We start from the raw sequence: 19,289 nt of genomic DNA, 5'->3' as shown, positions 1-19,289 counted from the left end.
ATGTTCGACGCGCGGATGTGTGCTGCGTCACTGCGCGGGCAAGAGGACCCGCGCGGGGAAGGCCCGTTGGTACGGTGCTCGGTTCGCCGTCCCGGCCGGGCACTGGTGAGGCCCCGCGAACGGGGGGAGTCGCGGGGCCTCGTCCTGTCCAACGGCCGGCCGAATGGGTTGGTTCCCGCGCTTCTGCGGCAATATGGCGGGTGGGGGTGATGGGCGTGTACGAGCCGACGAAGAGCAGCGCGAACGGAAGGCGCTACGACCCCGAGAGGCTCTTCCTGCCACCCGACGACGATCTCGCCCCCAACCGCCCGGGCGAAACGCTTCGCTCGCGCCTCGACGGCTCCCGCACCGGGCGCGCCGGCCTGCTGCTCGCCCGGCTCCTCGGCCGCCGCCCCGTCGAGGACGACTGGCGCCGCTCGCTCGCGGCCGAACAGCTCGTCGGGGCCCGGCTGGACGGGCTGACCGCGGGCGGCTGGGAGGTGGTGCACTCCATCGCCCTGCCGGGCGACGCGGTCATATCCCACCTGCTCATCGGCCCCGGCGGCGTCTTCTGCATCACCGACGAGCAGACCCGCAGGGCCCGGGTCCGGGTGGACGACGCCATGGTCCGCGTCCCGCGGGAGCGCCCGCGGCCCTGCGTCCGCCGGGCCCGGCAGTGCGCCGTGCGGTCCGCGCACGTGCTCTCGTACGGCTGCCGCTTCACGGTGCAGGTGGAGCCGGTCCTGGTGCTGGCCGGGGCCACGGGGGTGGACGGGGCGGAGGCGTCGGAGGACGTCCGGGTGCTGCGCGAGCCGGAGGTCGAGGGGCTCGGCGCGCTGGGCGGTGTGCTGCACCCGGAGCGGGTCGACCGGATCCACACGGTGGCTCGTAACCGGCGTGTCTGGACGGCCGCATGACGTGACGTCGGACGGGTGAAGTACGGGGGCGTTCCCGCCCCGCACGGCGCAGGCAGGCCCGGTGCCGCGGGGGCGGTGCCTAGCATGGGCCGCCGTCAGCCTGATGTTGACGTCTGCCGCAGACCGTGTGGGGAGCCCCCGGAGTGCCCGTTGCCTCTTCCCTGGTGCCGGCCGTGTGCGCACTGGCCGTGGCCGCGGCGTGGCTGCCGGGGGCGGACGCCGTCGAGGTCTCGCCGGGCGGCTGCGGAACGGGCTGGACCCGCCCGTATGCCGGGATGCAGGACTTCGCCCTGCACAACATCTCCGCCACGGCGGCGGACGTGCGCCTGCAGGACGCCCGCACGGGAGCGGTGTTCGGCGAGGTGGAGGGGCTCGGACCGGGGACGGTCCGGGAGCTGCGGGCCCGGCTGGGTCCCGGCGCGTACGCGTTCGTCTGCCTGCACGAGGACGCGGACGCCGTCACCGGCCCCACCGTGCGGATCGGCGGCGCCGGGGCCGGCGGTCCCGCCGCCGTGCCCGTCACCCGGCACGACCTGGTCCCGCCGACCTTGGACTATCAGCGTCGGACGGCCCGGCAGCTGGACGACCTGGCGGCACGGACCGACGCCCTCGGCGCGGCCGTCGCCGCCGGGGACCGCGATGCGGCCCGCGCGGCCTGGCTCTCCGCCCACCTCGCCTACGCGCGGCTCGGCGCCGCCTACGGTGCGTTCGGTGCGGCGGGCGAGACCGTCGACCGCACGACGGCCGGCCTGCCCGGCGGTGTGCACGACCCGCGCTTCACCGGCTTCCACCGCGTCGAGTACGGCCTGTGGCACGGCGAAAGCGGCCCCGGCCTGCGCCGGGCCGCACGGCGGCTGGCCGCGGACGTCCGCACCCTGCGCACACGGGAGGACCGGACCCGCATGGATCCGGCCGACCTGCCGCGCCGCGCACACGAGATCCTGGAGGACGCCTTCCGGCAGGAACTGACCGGCCGCACCGACTACGGCAGCGGCACAGGCCTCGCCACCGTCCGGGCCGACGTGGACGGCACCCGTGCCGTACTCGCCCGGCTGCGACCGCTGTTGAGAAGCCGGTACGCGGGGCTGCCGCTGCTGGACCGCCGGCTGGACCGCGTGCAGCGCACGCTGGACGCGCAGCGCCGGGGCGGCAGGTGGACACCCCCGCTGCGGCTCGCGCGTGCCGACCGCGAGCGTGTGGATGCCGAACTCGGCGACGTGCTGGAGCGCTTGGCGGAGGTGGCGGCACTGTGCGAGCCGCGGAGAACGGCATGAGGGGGGAGCCGGGGGCGGCTGCGGGCGGGGACGGTGCTTGGGCGCGGCCCCGGCAGCTCGCGCGCGCCGGCCGCCAAATCGGCAGCCCGGCAGCGGACTTGGCGGGCCTGGCGGCGCTGTGTGAACAGCGGAGGCCGGCATGAGCCGCGAACCGGGCGCCGTCGCCCGCGGAGTGCGCCGGCGCGGTGTTCTGCGCGGGGTCATGGCCGGGCTCGGCGGAGCGGTGGCGGGCAGCCCGGCCCTCGCGGACGGTGGTTGGGCGAACGCCGGAGCCGCACCCGGCGTGGGCGGGGCCGGGATCGGCGCCGGGGCCCCCGCCCTGCCGGCTCGTACCACCCCCGCCCCCCGCAGAGGCACCCCCTTTCACGGCCCGCATCAGCCGGCCGTGCTCACCCCTCCCGCCCGGGCCACCGTCTTCACCGCCTTCGACGTCACCGCCCCCGAACGGGACGGGCTCGTCGAGGTGTTGCGCACCCTCACCGCCCGCGCCCGGTTCCTGAGCCACGGTGGGCCGCCGCCCCCGGCCGGGATCACCGCACCGCCCACCGACTCCGGGGTCCTCGGACCGTGCATCCCCGCCGACGGTGCCGTGCGGGTCACGCTCGGGGTGGGGGCCTCGCTCTTCGACGGGCGGTACGGGCTCGCGGACCGGGTGCCCCGGCGGCTGCGGGCCATGCCGGTCTTCCCGGACGACGACCTCGACCCGGCCTGGTGCCACGGGGACCTCAGCCTTCAGCTGTGCGCCGACAGCACGGACACCGTCCTGCACGCCCTGCGGGACATCACCCGCCACACGCGCGGCGGCCTGCAGATCCGCTGGCGGCTGGACGGTTTCACCGCCCCGCCCCGGCCCTCGGGCGCCCCGCGCAACCTCTTCGGTTTCAAGGACGGCACCGCCAACCCGGACGTCCGCGACGCCCGCCTCATGGACCGGCTCGTATGGGTGCCGCCCGGCCGCGGCGAACCCGCCTGGACGGCCGGCGGCAGCTATCAAGTGGTGCGGCTGATCCGCATGTTCACCGAGTTCTGGGACCGCGTCACCCTCCGCGAACAGGAACGGATGCTCGGCCGCAGCCGGGACACCGGCGCCCCGCTGGACGGCGACCGCGAGACCGACACCCCCGCCTACGACCGCGACCCCACCGGCGAGGTGATCCCCCTGGACAGCCACATCCGGCTGGCCGGACCGCGCACCCCGGAGACCGACGGGCAGCGGCTGCTGCGCCGCTCCTACAGCTACGACCGGGGCGTGGACACCAACGGCGGCCTCGACATGGGGCTGCTCTTCTGCTGCTACCAGCAGGACCCCGTACGGCAGTTCACGGCCGTACAGCAACGGCTGGCGGGCGAACCGCTGACCGACTACGTGAAGCCCTTCGGCGGCGGCTGGTTCTTCGCACTCCCCGGCGTACGGGACGGTGCGGACTGGTACGGGCGCGCGCTGCTGGGCGCGAGCGGAAAGTGAGACGGAACATGGCCGGCAGACCCGTCGCCGGACGCGCAGCAGCACTCGCCGGGGTCGCCGCGGCCCTGGGCCTGACCGCAGGGGCCGCGGCACCGGCGCCCCCGGTGCCCGTGACCACGGCAACTCCGGTCGAACACCTGGTGGTCGTCTACGACGAGAACATCTCCTTCGACCACTACTTCGCCACCTACCCCCACGCCGCCAACACCGACGGCACGCCCTTCACCGCCGTCCGCGGAACCCCCGCCCGCGTCGACAACCTGCGCACCGCCGGACTGCTGCGCCGCAACCCCAACCAGTACCCGCCCCGCCGGCTGGGACCCGACCGGGCCATGACCTGCGACCAGAACCACAGTTACAGCCCCGAGCAGTACGCCGCGAACGGCGGCCGGGAGGACCGGTACGTCCAGTACACCGAGACGAGCACCTGCTCCGGCCCGCTCTACGGCGAACCCGGACTCGTGATGGACTACTACGACGGCAACACCGTCACCGCCCTGTGGAACTACGCCCAGCACTTCAGCATGAGCGACCGGTTCTTCGGCACCACCTACGGCCCGTCGACGCCCGGTGCCGTCAACCTCGTCTCCGGCCAGACGCACGGCGCGATCTCCACCGACCCGGCGTCCGGCACCGAGCACCCGCGGCAGACGGCCACCCCGGACCGGTCCGCCGTGACCGTGCCCGACGCCAAGGGCGTGGGCACGCTGACCGAGGATCCCGACCCCGCCTACGACGACTGCTCGGACCACGACCACACCGCCCGCAGCGCCCTGGCCGCGCTCACCGGGCGCAACATCGGCGATCTGCTCAACGCCAAGGGCGTTACCTGGGGCTGGTTCCAGGGCGGCTTCCGGCCCAGCACACCGTGGGACGGCAAGTCCGGGCACTACGCGCGCTGTTCGGGCACGGCGCACGCCAACGTGGGCGGTGCCCGGGTGATCGACTACTCGCCGCACCACGCGCCGTTCCAGTACTACCGTTCCACCGCCAACCCGCACCACCTGCCCCCGGCGTCCGTCGCCGAGATCGGCCACGCCGGGCGGGCCAACCACGCCTACGACCTGGCCGACTTCGACGCCGCCCTGCGGGCGGGCCGGCTGCCCGCGGTGAGCTTCCTCAAGGCCCCCGCCTACCAGGACGGGCACGCCGGCTACTCCGACCCCCTCGACGAACAGCACTTCCTGGTGGAGTGGATCAACAAGATCCAGAGCGCGCCGCAGTGGCGGAACACCGCGGTGATCGTCGCCTACGACGACTCCGACGGCTGGTACGACCACGTGTACGCGAAGCCGCTGAACGGCTCGCGGATCCGCAGCCGGGCGGCCGGCGGCAGGCCGACGGACGCGTCCGCGTGCCAGAACGCGCCGGGTCCGGCAGGGAGGTTCGCGGGCCGCTGCGGGCCGGGGCCGCGGCTGCCGCTGCTGGTGATCTCCCCGTACAGCAAGGCCGGCGCCGTGGACCACACGCCGGTCGAGCAGGCCTCGGTCCTGCGCTTCATCGAGGACAACTGGCACACGGGCCGGATCGGGGGCGGGGCGTTCGACGAACGGGCCGGTTCGCTGCTGCACCTCTTCGACTTCGCGCACCCGAACGGGGCGCGGCTGCTGCTGGAACGGGACGGCTCGGTGAGGCGCGCCCCGTAGGGGCGCCCCTGACGGGGGCGCTACCCCAGCAGCTCGCGCAGCAGCACCGCGTCCGCCGCGGTGAGCCCGCCCGCAAAGCGGGCGAGCACGGCCTCGCGGTCCGGCCGCGCATCCAGAATCCGGTGCATGCCCCGCGCAGCGAGCCCCGCCTCGTCCGTCACCGGCACGTACGCGTAGGCCCGCCCGCGCGGCGTCCGCGTGAGGACCTCCTTGGCGTGCAGCCGGGACAGGATCGTGACCACGGTGCTGTACGTCAGCTCGCCCGGCAGCGTGTCCTGCACCTCGCGCGGGGTCAGCGGGACGCCCGCCCGCTGCAGTGCGGCGAGGACCTCGCCCTCCAGCGCTCCGTTGGCGCGGCGGCGGCCGCGGTGTACCGCGGCGGCGGGGGTGGCCGCTTGCATCGTCGGGGGGTTCCTTCTGCCGGACTTCCACCTCTACAGGGCTGTAGAGGGACCTCAGCAGTGTAAAGGACGGATATGAAAGACTCTGCCCGTCATCGAGCAGTAGATGTACAGACAGGTGTTCGGACGAAGTCGGGGTCAACCGGTGGTCGAGCGGCGAGAGAGGGCACACAGCCGGCGTGCCCGCAAGGACTTCAGCCCTGCCCGCAGCCGCACCGGCAGCCGCCGCAGGCCGAGGACCGGCAGCCGCTTCGCGTGGCTCGCCCGGTTCGCCCCCCTCGGCCGCCGCCTGCGCCGGATGCGCCCCGCCTACCCCCGGCCCGGCCGGACCGGGTTCCGCCGCTGGGTGCCGTCCTGGCGCCAGGTGCTCGGGCTCCTCGGCGCCGGCTTCGGCACGATCGTCGCCGCCGTCGGCATCCTCTACGTGCTGACCGACATCCCCACCGACCTCAACGCCTCCGCCACGCAGCAGGACAACGTCTACTACTGGGCCGACGGCACCGAGATGGCCCGCACCGGCGAGGTCAACCGGCAGGACACCTCGCTGGACAAGGTCCCCGAGAAGGTGCGCTGGGCGGCCGTAGCCGCCGAGAACGAGACGTTCTACACCGACAGCGGCATCTCGCCCCGCGGCATCACCCGCGCCATCACGAAGATGATCGGCGGCGGCGACACCCAGGGCGGCTCCACGATCACCCAGCAGTATGTGAAGAACGCCTACCTCAACCAGCAGCAGACCCTCACCCGCAAGCTCACCGAGATGTTCATCGCGATCAAGCTGGACAACAAGATGAGCAAGTCGGACATCCTGGAGGGCTACCTCAACACCAGCTGGTACGGGCGCGGTTCCTACGGCATCCAGCGCGCCGCCCATGCCTACTACGGCAAGGACGTCTCCCAGCTCGACCCGAGCGAGGGCGCGTTCCTGGCCTCGCTGCTCAAGGGCGCGGGCATGTACGACCCGGCGCTCGGCCCGAAGAACCACGAGCGGGCCGTCGAGCGCTGGAAGTGGATCCTCGACCGGATGGTCGTCATCGGGAAGCTCACGCCCCAGGAGCGGGCGAAGTACACGACCTTCCCCGAGCCCAAGGCCCCGCCCAAGCCGGCCGGGCTGACCGGGCAGGTCGGCTATCTCGTCGACACGGCGCGGGCGTACGTGAGCGCCCACACCGACGTCTCCGACGCCGACTTCGACCTCGGCGGCTTCCAGATCCACACCACTTTCGAGAAACCGAAGGTCGACGCGCTCGACAAGGCCATCGTCGACGTCCGCGAGCAACGGCTGGACCCGGAGAAGCGGGACGCCGACAAGAACGTGCGGATCGGTGCCGCCTCCGTCACCACCGACGGGCGCATCGTCGCCCTCTACGGCGGCCCCGACTACCTCAAGCAGGGCTTCAACGACGCCAATTCGGGCGTCGTCCCGGCAGGCGGCACCTTCGCGCCCTTCGTCTACGCCGCCGGCCTGCGCGACGGCATCCAGCGCGAACGCAACGGGGCCCGTACCCCCGTGACTCCCGCCACGCTCTACAACGGGGACAACAAGGCGGCCGTCCGCACGCCCGAGGGCCCGTACTGGGACCGGGCCGGGAAGATCGTGAAGACCGTCAACGACGGCGGCAAATCGTGGGGGAACATATCCCTCAAGGAAGCCGTCGTGCAGAACGTCAACTCCCCGGTCGTGCAACTGGGCATGGACGTGGGCCTGGACCGGGTGAGCAGGACGGCCGTGCAGGCCGGCCTGCTGGAGGAGAGTCTCGGCCCGCAGGTGCCCGCCTTCTCCCTCGGCACCACCCGGCCCAGCGCCATCCGCCTGGCGGGCGCGTACGCCACCTTCGCCGCCCAGGGCCTGCACAGCGAGCCGTACTCCGTCGACCGGCTCAGCCGCAACGGCGACGCCGTCGCCGTGGAGAAGCCCACCGCCGAGCGCGTCCTGCCGGCGAGCGTCGCCGGGGCCGTCGACGACGCGCTGCACGACGTGGTCAAGCGCGGCACCGGGAGCACCGCCAAGACCGCCGGGTCCGACGCCGCGGGCAAGACCGGCACCGGACCGGACAACAAGTCCGCCTGGTTCGCGGGCTACCGGGGCAAGCTGGTGACCGCCATCTCGCTCTCGCGCATCGACCCCAAGAGCCAGGAACTGCTCCCGCTCACCGGCACCGGCGGCACCGCGCCGTCCGTGACCGGCAGCACCTTCCCCATCGACATCTGGACGAAGTACGTGACGGCCGCCAAGTGACCGTCAGTGTACGACCGTTACCGTATGACCGTCACTTGAGGAACGTCTTCCAGTCCGGCGACTGCGCCGGGTCCAGCGTGCGCAGCTTCGCCAGCACCTTGGGGTCCTGGGCGTCGAGCCAGTCGGCCACCTGCCGGAAGGACACGCAGCGCACCCCGTCCCGGCGGCACACGCTCTGCATGACGTCCTCCATGGCCTTCATGTAGATGCCGCCGTTCCACGTCTCGAAGTGGTTGCCCATGAACAGCGGTGCACGGCTGCCGTTGTAGACGCGCTCGAAACCGTTGAGATAACCGTCGCGGGTCGTCTTCTCCCACTCGGCGTACTTCGCGGGATCGCCCTTGGTGCTGTCGCCGGACTGGTTGTAGAGGAAATTGAAGTCCATGGAGAGGACCTGGCGGTCGCTCTTCGGATACGGCAGCAGCTGCAGCGGGAAGTTCCAGACACCGTCGGTCTTCGACGGCCATACCTGGAAGTCGCCCGGGGAACTGGCGTCGTAGCGCCAGCCGAGCGACTTCTCCACGGGTATCAGCGCCTTCTGCCCCTCCAGGCAGGGGGCGCGGCCGCCGACCAGCTCCTTCTTGTAGTCGAAGGGGAGAGGGGCGACGTCCTTGAAGCCGGTGTTCGTCTTCCAGTTCTCGACGAAGGAATACGCCTGATCGATCTCCTTGCGCCATTCGTCGGACGTCCAGTCGAGGCCGCCGCCCTTGCCGCAGAAATGGCCGTTGAAGTGCGTGCCGATCTCGTTGCCGTCGAGCCAGGCGCCGCGCAGCTGCTCCAGGGTGTCCTTGATGTGCGCGTCGGAGGTGAAATCGATGTCCGCAGCGCCCTGTTTGTGCCGGGGAGCCTGGTAGAGGCTCCGCTTGGAATCGGGCAGCAGGTAGATGCCGCTCAGGAAGTACGTCATCTGCGCGTTGTACTTCTTGCCGGCCTCGCGGAAGTGGGAGAAGAGCTTGTCGTCGTTCTCCAGGGCGCCGTCCCAGGAGAAGACGACGAACTGCGGGGGCTTTTCACCCGGTTTGAGCTTTTCGGGCTTGGGCACATGGGGCTGCGGGCCCGTGAACGACGTCGAACCGTCCCCGAGCACCTTGACCTTGCCGTCCCACGGCTCGTCCTGGCCGGCCCCCGGGCGGGCCTTGGCCTGCGCGGTGGAGGCGGCGTCGCCCTTGTGGTCCGATCCGCCGGAGCCGCCCGTCAGCAGGCCGACCGCGAGAGCGGTGACCAGCGCGGCGGCGCCCACGGCCGTTGCCGCGTACAGGGTCTTCTTCGAGTATGTGGGCGGTTTCGCCCTTTTCGCCCGCTTCCCCCTTGGCAACGTCGAACTCCCTGACGCCGGTACGGATGTTCCGCCGCCAGTATCACAGGCCTATGTGACAGTTCGGTCGCGAAGGTCCGGGTGGTCCGCGATGGAGCGGACGCACCCGTTCCCTCGGCGTGCGGGGTCAGGCGGTGGTGGGGGCGCCGGCCACGCGGCGTTCGCCGCCGTTGCGCTCCTGCCAGAGGCGGTAGACCTCGACCGCGGCGTCCCGCGGCTCGTGGCGCATCGGCAGCCGGCGGTCCTGCCACGGCTTGGCGAACTCGTCGTAGAAGGTGTCGAGCTCGAAGTACTTGCGGTCGTCGACGTAGTGGGGCTCGTAGGCGTCGCGGGTGGTGAGGAAGACGACCTCGTCCGGCGAGCAGTAGTAGAGCGAGCCCAGGCACATCGGGCACGGGTGGGCCAGGACGTAGATGGTGGTGCCGGTCAGGTGCTCGGTGCCCAATTTCACGCAGGCCTCGCGGATGGCGAGGATCTCCGCGTGCGCGGTGGGGTCGTCGGTCTGGGCCACCTTGTTGGGGCTCTCGGCGAGGATCTCGCCGTCCTTGACGATGACGGTCGCGAACGGGCGGCCGCCCTCGGCGACGTTCTGGCGGGCGAGGTCGATGGTGCGCTGGACGAAGTCCATGGACGGGTCCTTTCCGGTGAAGGGGCCCTGCGCCCCGATCGGGGCGCAGGGCTGTTCGTGATGTGCGGCTCCGTCGCGTGGGCGCGATCGGTCGAGGGCGCCCCGCAGCCGAAGTCCGCCCTCGCGGGCGGGGTCAGAACGGCTTGGTCGGCAGGTACTTGCCGTCCAGGGTGATCACCGCGCGCTCGCCGCCCTCGGGGTCGGCGACCTTCTTCACGTCCAGCTTGAAGTTGATCGCGGAGATGATGCCGTCGCCGAACTGCTCGTGGACCAGGGCCTTGAGAGTGGTGCCGTAGACCTGGAGCATCTCGTAGAAGCGGTAGATCGTCGGGTCGGTGGGGATGCCGCCGGGGATCGAGCCACGGGTCGGGATGGTCTGCAGCAGCAGCGCCGCGTCCTCGTCCAGGCCCAGCAGCTCGGCGACCGCCTTGGCGGACGCCTCCGGCAGCGGGTGCTGGCCGAGCACGGCTGCGGTGGTGAAGGCGACCGACAGGCCGGAGGCGTCGGCGATCTGCTGCCAGGAGAGGTTCTTGCGGGTCTTGGCGTCCACGGCCTGGACGGCGAGGGTCTCGCGGGCGGTGGAGTCGAACTGGGCGTGCATCATGAGGGGTTTCCTTTCGGGGCGGGCCGCCCCGCGGCGGCGGGGACGGCTGGTCCGGGTCAGGCCGCGAGCGCGGGGCTGCCGGTGATGTCGAGCTCCTCGACGCGGCCGGTGGGGATGTCGAAGACCCAGCCGTGCAGGGTGATCTTCTTCTCGGCCAGGGCGCGGGCGACCGACGGATGGGTGGTCAGGTTCGTCAGCTGCGCCAGCACGTTCTGGCGCACCAGTGCGGCCACTCCGCCGCCGGCGGCGCGGGCCACGGCGGCGTCCGCGTGCCGCAGCCAGTCGGCGACCACCGGCGCGCCGGACAGGTCGTGGCCTTCGGCCAGGGCGGTCATCGCGCCGCAGGCGGAGTGCCCGCACACGACGATGTCGGTCACGCCCAGCACGGCGACGGCGTACTCGATGCTGGCCGTCACCCCGTTGGCGCCGGGGGTGTAGGCGGGGACGAGGTTTCCGGCGGTGCGGATGACGAACAGCTCGCCCGGCTCGCCCTGGGTGATCAGCTCGGGCACGACACGGGCGTCCGAGCAGCCGATGAACAGCGTGTGCGGCGTGTGATGCCCGGCGAGGTGGGCGAAGAGGTCCGCCTTGGCCGGGAAGACGTCGCGCTGGAACTGTGCGACACCCTCGGTGAGGTTCTGCATGGGTCACTCCCTTCGGTAGCCGTCAGGCCCCGGGGGGCTGACGAGATCCACCATGCACGACCTGCATCTATAGCGTCCAAGAGTTGTTCACCATGTCTGCTATTGGCCACATCTATAATCGGTCGCATGGCCGTCCTGGAACTGCGTCACCTGCGCTACCTGCTCGCTGTCGCCGAAGAAGGAAACTTCACCCGCGCCGCCGAGGACCTGCACATCTCCCAGCCCACGCTCTCCCAGCAGATCAAGCAGCTGGAACGGATCCTGGGGGTGCAGCTGCTGGACCGCACCGGCCGCACGGTCCGGCTCACCGACGCCGGCGAGGCCTATGTGCACCACGCCCGGCGCGCGCTACGGGATCTGGCGGCCGCCGAACGCGCCGTCCACGACGTGCAGGACCTCTCCCGCGGCCATCTGCGGCTGGCCGTCACCCCGACCTTCACCGCCTACCTCGTCGGCCCGCTCACCGCCGAACTCCGCACCCGGCACCCGGGCATCACCCTGACCGTCAAGGAGATGACCCAGGACCGCCTCGAAGCAGCCCTGCTCGCCGACGAGCTCGACCTCGGCATCGCCTTCGCCGGTACTCACCTGCCCGGCATCACCGCCACGCCGCTGTTCACCGAAACCCTCGGCCTCGTCACGGGTGTCGCGGGGGGCGCCGACAGGGAGCGCCCGCTGCCCGTGGACGATCTGGCCGGGCGACAACTCGCCCTGCTCTCAGGCGACTTCGCCACCCGAGGCCACATCGACGCCTACTTCGACCGGCACGGCGTCGGCCCCCGCATCACGGTCGAGGCCAACTCCATCCAGGCGCTGACCGAAATCGTCCGCCGCACCGATCTGGCCACCGTCCTGCCCGACGCCATCACCCACGACCACCCCCACCTCACCCCCGTCCCCCTCGACCCGCCCCTCCCGACCCGTACGGTCACCCTCCTGAAGCGCGAAGGCGCCTACCACAGCGCCGTCACCCACGCCTTCGCCCGGCTCACCCACGACCTCGTCCGTGCGCGCGGATACGCCCCGCCCCGGTGACGCCCGCCCGCTGCCCGCTTCCGCGCCTACGGTCGCCGCAGGCGTGGGAGCGGGCAGTAACGCTCGCCGCCTTCGACTGCGACAGTCAGTCCGGGCGCGATCTCCGTGAAGCCCGCGTCCCGCACCAACGGCAGCCCGCTCGCGGTGAGTTCGGCCCAGCGGGCGGCATCCGCCGTCCGCACGGACAGGGCGAAACCGTCCTCCTGCCAGGCCTTGCGGGCCGCCTCGTCCAGTGCCCACCACGCCAGTTGGGCACCGTGCCCGGCCTGGGCCATGGCCTTGCCCGCGGTCATCTTCAGCTCCGGGTTCAGCCACAACACCGGCCGCGCGGGATCCGGCGCGGCCGGCGGCTCCGGATCGTCCAGCTCCGTGCCCGACACCTGGAGCTTGACCAGCTCCTTCGGCCAGCCGTCCAGAGGGACGGGCGGGAAGACCCGCACCTCGGCCGCGGCCCCGTGCACCGTGATGCCCGGCAGGCCCGACGCCTTGCGCCACTCCGCGCCGCGCGCCCGGCGCACCACCTTGCGGATGCGGGCGTCCTCCCAGTTCCGCACGGCCTGCGTCCACTCGCCGTCCTCGTCCGTCGCGCGCGCGTCCGACAGCAGCGTCAGCACCGCCCGCGCCGCCGTCTCCAGCGCGTCCGTGCGGGCCGGGGGAGCGGTCTTCTCGATCCGGACCACCAGCGGCAGCACGAACTGCGGTGCGCTGTCGCGGGGATCGGACGTGGCGGGGATCTCGTCGGGGAGGTCAGGGCTGGTCACGGCCTCCACGCTACCGTGAGGCCATGAGGCTGATGGGGGTCGGCCGCCGCTACGGAGCGGGCGGACCGTGGGTGCTGCGCGACATCGACTTCGAGGTGCCGGCGGGCACGCTGCTGCGGATCGAAGGGGCCAACGGCAGCGGCAAGTCCACGCTGCTGCGGCTGCTCGCGGGCATCGACGCCCCGAGCGCCGGCCGCATCGTGGACCGCCCCCGCACCGCCTACGTCCCCGAACGCTTCCCCGCCGCGCTGCCGTTCACCGCGCTCGGCTGGCTCACGCACATGGGCCGCATACACGGCCTGGGCCGCGCGGCCGCGGCCGCTGCGGGCCGCGACTGGCTGGAACGGTTCGGCGCGGGCGGCCACGCCCGCACCCCTCTCGCCGAACTCTCCAAGGGCACCAGCCAGAAGGTGGCCGTCGCCCAGGGACTGCTGGGCGCCCCCGGCCTGCTCGTCCTCGACGAGGCATGGACGGGCCTCGACCGGGCCTCCCGCGCCCTCCTCGACGACGCGGTACGGGACCGGGTGGCGGCCGGAGCCTCGGTGGTGTTCGTCGACCACGACCCGCGCCGCCTGGCCGGCGCCGCCGGCGCCGGGTACCGGGTGGAGGCGGGCCGGTTGACCAGGGTTCCCGTCCCCGCGGACGCCCCCGCCGGCCCCCGCGTCCGGATCGAGGCCCAAGCCCCGCCCGGCGGCGCGCACTTGCCGCCCGACCTGCCCGGCGACCCGCATCGGGAAAGCCTGCCCGGCGCGGTCCGGCTGACCGTCGCCGCCGCGCACTCCGACGCGCTGCTCCGGTCCCTCCTGACCGCCCGACCCCCCTGGCACATCAGGGCCGTCACGGCCCTGGACCCGCGCACCCCCGGAGAGGACCCGCGCCCGTGATCCCGCTGCTCGGCTATCAGGCCGCCCTGCTGCTCCGCTCGCACCGCTGGCTGCCACCGCTGCTCTTCTACGGCGCCGTCATGGGCATCGGGGTGCAGGGCGGACAGCCCGTCCTCGACTCCCTCGGCTGGGCCGCCGCCGCGCTCGTGCCCGTCGCCGCCTGGCTCGTGCGGGTGTGCGTGACCAACGAGCCGGACGCCGCCCGGAATTGTTCCGTCGCGGCGGCCGGGCCCCGGCGGGTGCACCTCGCCGCGGTACTCACCGGACTGACCGCCTCGACCGCCCTCGCGGTCGCCGGCACGGCCCTCGTCGCCGCGATCGGCGACCCCCGCAGCGCCGACCACCGCGTCGCCGTCCCCGTGCTGCCCGCCTCGCTGGCCGGCCTGCTGGGCGCACTGGCGTGCGTACTGCTCGGCACGGGCGTGGGCGCGCTGTGCAACCGGCCGCTGCTGCGCAGCCCGGCGTGGGCGGTGCCGTCGACGATCCTCGCCGCGTTCCTCGTGATGTTCGTGTCGGGCTCGCCCGCCAACGCCGCCGTGACCGGCCTGGTCACGGGCTCACGGCACGGGACCGTCACCATGCCGCTGCTCCCGCTGGCCCTGGCCGCGGCCCTCGCGGCGGGGGCCACGGCGGTGGCGTGCGCGGTGAGCGCGCGGCGTTAGGGGGCGTGCCCCGTAAGGGGCGCGAGGAACTGCGCGACCAGCCCGAAACCGACCCGCAGCCGAAGTACCGCCCTACCCGTCGCACCGCTCGACGAGCGGCCCCGCATCGCGCGCCAGCGCAGTAAGCCGGGAAATGGCCCGGAAGTACTTCTTCCGGTACCCGCCCTGCAACATCTCCTCGCTGAACAGCTCGTCGAACGGCCTCCCCGAGGCCAGCACCGGCACCTCACGGTCGTACAGCCGGTCCGCCAGCACCACCAGCCGCAGCGCCGTCGACTGGTCCGGCACCGGCTCGACGCCGGTCAGGCACACCGCGCGGATGGAGTCGCACATCGCGCCGTACCGGCTCGGGTGGACCTTGGAGAGGTGGGCGAGCAGGGAGGGGAAGTCGTCGAGCGAGGCCCCCTCGGCCGCGTACGCGACGCGCTTGACGGTCTCGTCGTCGTACGGGTCCGGGGCCTGCGGCAGGCCGCGGTGCCGGTAGTCCTCACCGTCGATCCGCAGCGGGCGGAAATGGGCGGACAGGCCCTGGATCTCGCGCAGGAAGTCGGCCGCGGCGAACCGGCCCTCGCCGAGCTTGCCGGGCAGCGTGTTGGAGGTCGCGGCCAGGGCCACACCCGCCTCGACCAGCTTGCGCAGCAGGCTCGAGACGAGCACGGTGTCACCCGGGTCGTCGAGCTCGAACTCGTCGATGCACAGCAGCTTGTGGCCGCTGAGCGTCTGGACGGTCTGCTGGAAGCCCAGCGCGCCGACGAGGTTGGTCAGCTCCACGAAGGTGCCGAAGGCCTTCTGCGCCGGCTCGGCCGGGGCGGCGTGCCAGAGCGAGGCCAGCAGATGGGTCTTGCCGACGCCGTAGCCGCCGTCGAGGTAGACGCCGCGCGGCCCGGAGGGCGCGGCGGGCTTCGCCTCGCGCCGGAACCAGCGCTTGCGACCGCCGCCCTGGTCCGTACCGCCGCCGAGCCCGGCCGCGAAGCCGGCGAGGACGGTGACGGCCTCGGCCTGGCTGGGCTGGTTCGGGTCGGGGATGTAGGTGTCGAACCGCACGGAGTCGAAACGCGGCGGCGGCACCATCTCGGCGACCAGGCGGTCGGCCGGTACGTGCGGGGCGCGCGAGGTCAGCGCCACCGGGGCGGCGGCGGACTCGCCTATCGGACCGTTGACGGACCCGGAGGCATCGGCAGGTGATGCGGTGGAGGATGACACAGCTGTCCAGCGTAGCTGCTGTGGGAGCCGTGCCGGCCACGTGATCAGCGAGCCATGTCACACTGCGGCCTATGCGACGCCTGTTCCCCTCCCCGCTCAGCCCCGCCGACCTCGACGACCGCGAGTGGGGGCTGGACGAGCTCGCCGACTTCTACGCCTACCCCGATGCCCCGCCCGCGCAGGGCGGGGCGTGGCTGCGGGCCAACATGGTCTCGTCCCTGGACGGTGCCGCCCACCACGAGGGACGCTCGCAGCCGCTGTCGTCGGACGCCGACATGCGGATCTTCGGCACCCTGCGCGGGCTCGCGGACGCCGTCGTGGTCGGTGCCGAGACCGTGCGGCAGGAGGGCTACCGGCCGGCGCGGGCCCGGGAGGCGTTCGCGGCGCGGCGGGCGGCGCTCGGGCAGGGCCCGGCGCCGGTGATCGCAGTGGTGAGCGCGGGGCTCGGCCTGGACTTCTCGCTCCCCCTGTTCACCTCCCCGCTGGTGCCGACGATCGTGCTGACCGGCGCGGAGGCCCCGGCCGACCGGGTGGCGGAGGCCCGGGCGGCGGGTGCCGAGGTGGTCGTGGCGGGCGAGGGGCGGGGCGTGGACCCCGTGCTGGTGCCGCGGGCGCTGGCGGAGCGGGGGCTGAGCCGGCTGCTCACCGAGGGCGGTCCGCGGCTGCTGGGGCAGTTCGCCGCGGCGGGGGTGCTGGACGAGATGTGCCTGTCCCTGGCCCCGGTGATGGCCGCGGGCAGCGCGCCGCGGATCGCGGCCGGACCGCCGCTGGAGGTGCCGGAACGGTTCGCTCTCGGTTCGGTTCTGGAGGAGAACGGCTTCCTCTTCACCCGCTACATCCGGCACCAAAGGCTCTGAAGGATCTGACAATCGGCGGAATTTACCGTTCCGCTTCGCATCCGCTGGGCAGAATGGGGATCAGACGCGAGTCAGACGCTCCCCCGAGGGCACGGGATCAAAACAGGCGGGCTCGAGGGGAGCACGCGCAGGATGGTTTCTGTTGGGCCCGGTGGCCCACGGAGAAGAAGGGCGCCCACCGTGTTCACGAGCGTATTGATGATCGAACAGCCGCTGTCCGCCACCGACGTCGACTTCGTCACCACGCTGCACGACGACCAGATGTCCTTCGTGGTCCTCATGCGACCCAGAGGCAACGAGGACCGGCTGCTGCGTGCCATCGACGACGTCGCCCTCGGCGAGTTGGAGCACGCCGTCCACGAGGCCGACGAGCCCGAGGGCGAGGAGGCACTGCGGCCGGCCGCGGTGGCGCTGGAGCATTCGCTGCGCAGCCTTCGGGCGGCGGGCTGCGAGGCGGTGGGGCAGATCATCGACAATCATCCGCTGGATCTGCTGCGCTCGGTCGTCGAGCAGACGCATGCCGACGAGGTCATCGTGCTGACTGCTCCGCACCTGGTCGAGGAGTTCTTCCACCGCGACTGGGCATCGCGGGCGCGGCACAAGGTGGGGGTGCCGGTGCTGAAGCTGTACGCCCATGCGGGCGAGGCCGAGGGGGAGGCCGAGCTGGCCTGAGGCCTGTGCGCCCCGTAACGGGGCGCGCCCCGTCAGGGGCGCGGGGCTGTGTCGATATGCGGCTCCGCCGCGTGGGCGCGATCGGAGGCGCCCCGAAGGGGCGCGGGGAACTGCGCGACCAGCCCCCACCGGCCCGCAGTCGACGCACCACGCCTGGGGGTCCGGGGCGCAGCCCCGGGGACCTCGGCTGCGGGCCCGTCGTGGTTGCTCGCGCAGTTCCCCGCGCCCCTTCGGGGCGCGCCCCCTCACGGAGTGCTCAGGTGGCCGTCCGTCATCGTCAGGACGCGGTCCGCCCGGCCCAGGAGGGCGCGGTCGTGGGTGACGAGGACCGTCGCCGTGCCGTGCCGTCGTGTCACCTCGGACAGGAGCGCCGTCACCTGTTCGCCCCGCTCGTGATCCAGCGCCGACGTCGGCTCGTCCACCAGCAGCACCGACGGCCCGGTGCACAGCGCGCGGGCGATGTTCACGCGCTGCCGTTCGCCCCCGGACAACTGGTGCGGGCGGCGGCGCCGCTTCGCCGCGTCCAGGCCGACGGACTCCAGCAGTTCCTCGGCCCGCGCGCGGGCGGCCCGGACGTTGCCGCCGCGCAGGTGCTCGACCGCCAGCAGCTGTTCGACGGCCGTCAGCGACGGCAGCAGGTTCGCCTGCTGGAAGACGATGCCGATCTGCTCGCGCCGCAGCCGCGTCCGCTCCCGCTCGGGCAGGCCCGCCGTGTCGCGGCCGGCCACGACGACCCGGCCCGAGTCGGGGCGCAGCAGTGTGGCGGCCACCGCCAGCAGGCTGGACTTCCCCGAGCCGGACGGACCCGCGACGGCCACGAGCTCGCCGGGCGCCACGGCCAGCGAGACCGCGTCCAGCGCGGTGAGCGTGCGGTCGCCGTCCGGGTAGGTGAGGGTGACGGATTCGAGGGCGAGGGCGGCGGTCATCGGGTGGCTCCCAGGGCGGTCAGCGGGTCGACGGAGGTGATGCGGCGCACGGCGAGCACGGACCCGGCCAGGCCCAGCAGCACCATCGCCGCCACCGGGACGGCCACCGTGGCCGCGCCCAGCTCGAAGGGCACGGCGGCGGAGGCGAACCATCCGCCCACCACCCCGGCCGTGCCGCCCAGCGCCGCCCCCGCGAGCAGCACGGCCAGCGCCTGCGCGAGGGCGTCGCGCACGAGGTAGCCGCTGCTCGCCCCGACCGCCTTCAGCACGGCGATGTCCGGGCGGCGCTGCACGGTCCACACCGTGAAGAAGGCCCCCACCACTAGCGCGCTCACCACGAACAGGAAGCCCTGCACCAGCTGCAGCGTGCCGTGCTCGGCGGCGTACCCGTCGATCCCGTCCAGCGCGTCGGCGAGCGGCACGGCCTCGGTGGTCCGGGCCGCCGCCCCCGCCGGGCTGCCGCCGCCGGTGACCGCGAGCGCGGTCGGCTGCTGCTGGTGGGAGACCCGCTGCCAGGCGGGGAGCGTGGTCCAGACACTGGGCGCATGGCCGTGGCTGCGGTCGGCGGTCAGCCCCGAGACGGTCAGCCGCTCGGTGCCGAGGGTGACGGTGTCGCCGATGCGCAGGCCGTTGTCGTCGGCCAGACGCTCGCTCACGGCCACCGCGCCGTCGCCGGGTGCCGAGCCGCGGACGAGGGCCGGGCGCAGCCGCTCGGAGGTGCCGAACGCACTCACCGACGTGGCCTTGCCGTGCGCCGTCAGCCGCGTCATCGCCACCCCCAGCGGTTCGGCCGACGTCACGCCGGGCGCGGTGCGCCAGGCCGCGGCCTGCGAGGCGTCCACCGTGCTGTTCGTGAACGACACCTCCGGCGCGGCCCCGGCGGGGGCGCCGAAGACGATCCGGTCCGCCGGGAGCCCCGCGACAGCGGACGTGGCCTCGCGGGCCAGGCCGCCGGTCAGTCCGTAGAGGAAGACCACGAGCGTGGTGATGAGTGCGACAACCGTCCCCATCAGGGCGAACCGCCCCCGGGCGAAACGGATGTCGCGGAGTGCGACGAACACGAGCAGGACCTTTCCGGGCTTCGGTTGCTGACCTCTCCACCGTCGCGTGCGCACGCTCCCCGCGGTATCGGGAAAGGGACTGGCCCGGAAATCAACCGAAGGGTTGACGGCCCCGG

At 73.0% G+C, this 19,289-nt stretch carries 19 protein-coding genes; 10 read left to right on the top strand and 9 right to left on the bottom strand.

The genetic code is table 11. From position 1 onward, the window contains the following. Window positions 1-215 precede the first annotated feature (215 nt). From HG542_RS35900 to HG542_RS01475, 4 genes are all read left to right on the top strand, one after another. On the top strand, window positions 216-896 hold the full coding sequence (locus tag HG542_RS35900; protein WP_171078120.1) for a nuclease-related domain-containing protein: 681 nt from the start codon (window positions 216-218) through the stop codon (window positions 894-896). Window positions 897-1,039: 143 nt separating this feature from the next. Continuing rightward, window positions 1,040-2,170 carry an EfeM/EfeO family lipoprotein gene (locus tag HG542_RS01485; RefSeq protein WP_229922773.1) on the top strand — a complete coding sequence of 377 codons (1,131 nt, stop codon included), beginning with the start codon at window positions 1,040-1,042 and terminating at the stop codon, window positions 2,168-2,170. A gap of 139 nt (window positions 2,171-2,309) precedes the next feature. Beyond that, on the top strand, window positions 2,310-3,635 hold the full coding sequence (gene efeB / locus HG542_RS01480; RefSeq protein WP_229922772.1) for an iron uptake transporter deferrochelatase/peroxidase subunit: 1,326 nt from the start codon (window positions 2,310-2,312) through the stop codon (window positions 3,633-3,635). 8 nt (window positions 3,636-3,643) lie between these two features. Then, window positions 3,644-5,281 carry a phospholipase C gene (locus HG542_RS01475; RefSeq protein WP_171078119.1) on the top strand — a complete coding sequence of 546 codons (1,638 nt, stop codon included), beginning with the start codon at window positions 3,644-3,646 and terminating at the stop codon, window positions 5,279-5,281. A gap of 20 nt (window positions 5,282-5,301) precedes the next feature. Here the strand turns inward: HG542_RS01475 and HG542_RS01470 are convergent, their stop codons facing one another. Then, the gene (locus tag HG542_RS01470; RefSeq protein ID WP_171078118.1) at window positions 5,302-5,682 is read right to left on the bottom strand and encodes a BlaI/MecI/CopY family transcriptional regulator; all 381 of its coding nucleotides are present in this window, start codon (window positions 5,680-5,682) and stop codon (window positions 5,302-5,304) included. A gap of 298 nt (window positions 5,683-5,980) precedes the next feature. On the opposite strand from HG542_RS01470, the gene HG542_RS01465 reads away from it, so the two are divergent. Further along, window positions 5,981-7,921 (top strand): transglycosylase domain-containing protein, encoded by a 1,941-nt coding sequence (locus tag HG542_RS01465; RefSeq protein WP_171078165.1) that lies wholly within the window; start codon window positions 5,981-5,983, stop codon window positions 7,919-7,921. Window positions 7,922-7,952: 31 nt separating this feature from the next. On the opposite strand, the gene HG542_RS01460 is transcribed toward HG542_RS01465, so the two are convergent. The 4 genes from HG542_RS01460 to HG542_RS01445 all read right to left on the bottom strand — a co-directional run bounded on the left by HG542_RS01460 (window position 7,953) and on the right by HG542_RS01445 (window position 11,112). Continuing rightward, the gene (locus tag HG542_RS01460) at window positions 7,953-9,236 is read right to left on the bottom strand and encodes a polysaccharide deacetylase family protein (protein WP_373313183.1); all 1,284 of its coding nucleotides are present in this window, start codon (window positions 9,234-9,236) and stop codon (window positions 7,953-7,955) included. Between the two features lie 127 nt (window positions 9,237-9,363). Beyond that, window positions 9,364-9,864, bottom strand: coding sequence for a nucleoside deaminase (locus tag HG542_RS01455; RefSeq protein ID WP_171078117.1), 501 nt, complete (start codon window positions 9,862-9,864; stop codon window positions 9,364-9,366). 133 nt (window positions 9,865-9,997) lie between these two features. After that, complete coding sequence (gene cynS, locus HG542_RS01450) at window positions 9,998-10,468, bottom strand: cyanase (RefSeq protein WP_171078116.1); 471 nt, start codon at window positions 10,466-10,468, stop codon at window positions 9,998-10,000. 56 nt (window positions 10,469-10,524) lie between these two features. Next, window positions 10,525-11,112: a carbonic anhydrase gene (locus HG542_RS01445; RefSeq protein WP_171078115.1), complete on the bottom strand. Its 588-nt coding sequence runs from the start codon at window positions 11,110-11,112 to the stop codon at window positions 10,525-10,527. 126 nt (window positions 11,113-11,238) lie between these two features. On the opposite strand from HG542_RS01445, the gene cynR reads away from it, so the two are divergent. Then, entirely contained in the window at window positions 11,239-12,147 is a 909-nt protein-coding gene (gene cynR, locus HG542_RS01440; RefSeq protein ID WP_171078114.1) for a transcriptional regulator CynR, read from the top strand. A 26-nt stretch (window positions 12,148-12,173) separates the two neighbouring features. Here the strand turns inward: cynR and HG542_RS01435 are convergent, their stop codons facing one another. Then, on the bottom strand, window positions 12,174-12,917 hold the full coding sequence (locus HG542_RS01435; protein ID WP_171078113.1) for a peptidyl-tRNA hydrolase: 744 nt from the start codon (window positions 12,915-12,917) through the stop codon (window positions 12,174-12,176). Between the two features lie 14 nt (window positions 12,918-12,931). On the opposite strand from HG542_RS01435, the gene HG542_RS01430 reads away from it, so the two are divergent. Beyond that, window positions 12,932-13,792 carry an ABC transporter ATP-binding protein gene (locus HG542_RS01430; protein ID WP_171078112.1) on the top strand — a complete coding sequence of 287 codons (861 nt, stop codon included), beginning with the start codon at window positions 12,932-12,934 and terminating at the stop codon, window positions 13,790-13,792. After that, window positions 13,789-14,454 (top strand): ABC transporter, encoded by a 666-nt coding sequence (locus HG542_RS01425; protein ID WP_171078111.1) that lies wholly within the window; start codon window positions 13,789-13,791, stop codon window positions 14,452-14,454. The genes HG542_RS01430 and HG542_RS01425 overlap by 4 nt, the downstream gene beginning before the upstream one ends. A gap of 72 nt (window positions 14,455-14,526) precedes the next feature. On the opposite strand, the gene zapE is transcribed toward HG542_RS01425, so the two are convergent. Beyond that, window positions 14,527-15,657 carry a cell division protein ZapE gene (gene zapE, locus HG542_RS01420; protein WP_171078110.1) on the bottom strand — a complete coding sequence of 377 codons (1,131 nt, stop codon included), beginning with the start codon at window positions 15,655-15,657 and terminating at the stop codon, window positions 14,527-14,529. A 71-nt stretch (window positions 15,658-15,728) separates the two neighbouring features. Here zapE and HG542_RS01415 point away from each other — a divergent pair, with 71 nt between their 5' ends. Both HG542_RS01415 and HG542_RS01410 read left to right on the top strand, forming a co-directional pair. After that, a complete protein-coding gene (locus HG542_RS01415; RefSeq protein WP_171078109.1) occupies window positions 15,729-16,514 on the top strand; it encodes a pyrimidine reductase family protein in 786 nt (261 codons plus the stop codon). 180 nt (window positions 16,515-16,694) lie between these two features. After that, a complete protein-coding gene (locus HG542_RS01410) occupies window positions 16,695-17,186 on the top strand; it encodes an indole-3-glycerol phosphate synthase (RefSeq protein ID WP_171078108.1) in 492 nt (163 codons plus the stop codon). Between the two features lie 245 nt (window positions 17,187-17,431). On the opposite strand, the gene HG542_RS01405 is transcribed toward HG542_RS01410, so the two are convergent. After that, window positions 17,432-18,112, bottom strand: coding sequence for an ABC transporter ATP-binding protein (locus HG542_RS01405; protein WP_171078107.1), 681 nt, complete (start codon window positions 18,110-18,112; stop codon window positions 17,432-17,434). Continuing rightward, a complete protein-coding gene (locus HG542_RS01400) occupies window positions 18,109-19,173 on the bottom strand; it encodes an FtsX-like permease family protein (RefSeq protein WP_171078106.1) in 1,065 nt (354 codons plus the stop codon). Before HG542_RS01400 ends, HG542_RS01405 begins: the two co-directional genes overlap by 4 nt. Window positions 19,174-19,289: the final 116 nt, after the last annotated feature.

The organism is Streptomyces morookaense, assembly GCF_013030945.1.
GTDB lineage: Bacteria > Actinomycetota > Actinomycetes > Streptomycetales > Streptomycetaceae > Streptomyces > Streptomyces morookaensis.
The sequence above is the reverse complement of the archived record's forward strand: the minus strand, read 5'-3'. Positions and strand labels throughout refer to the sequence as shown.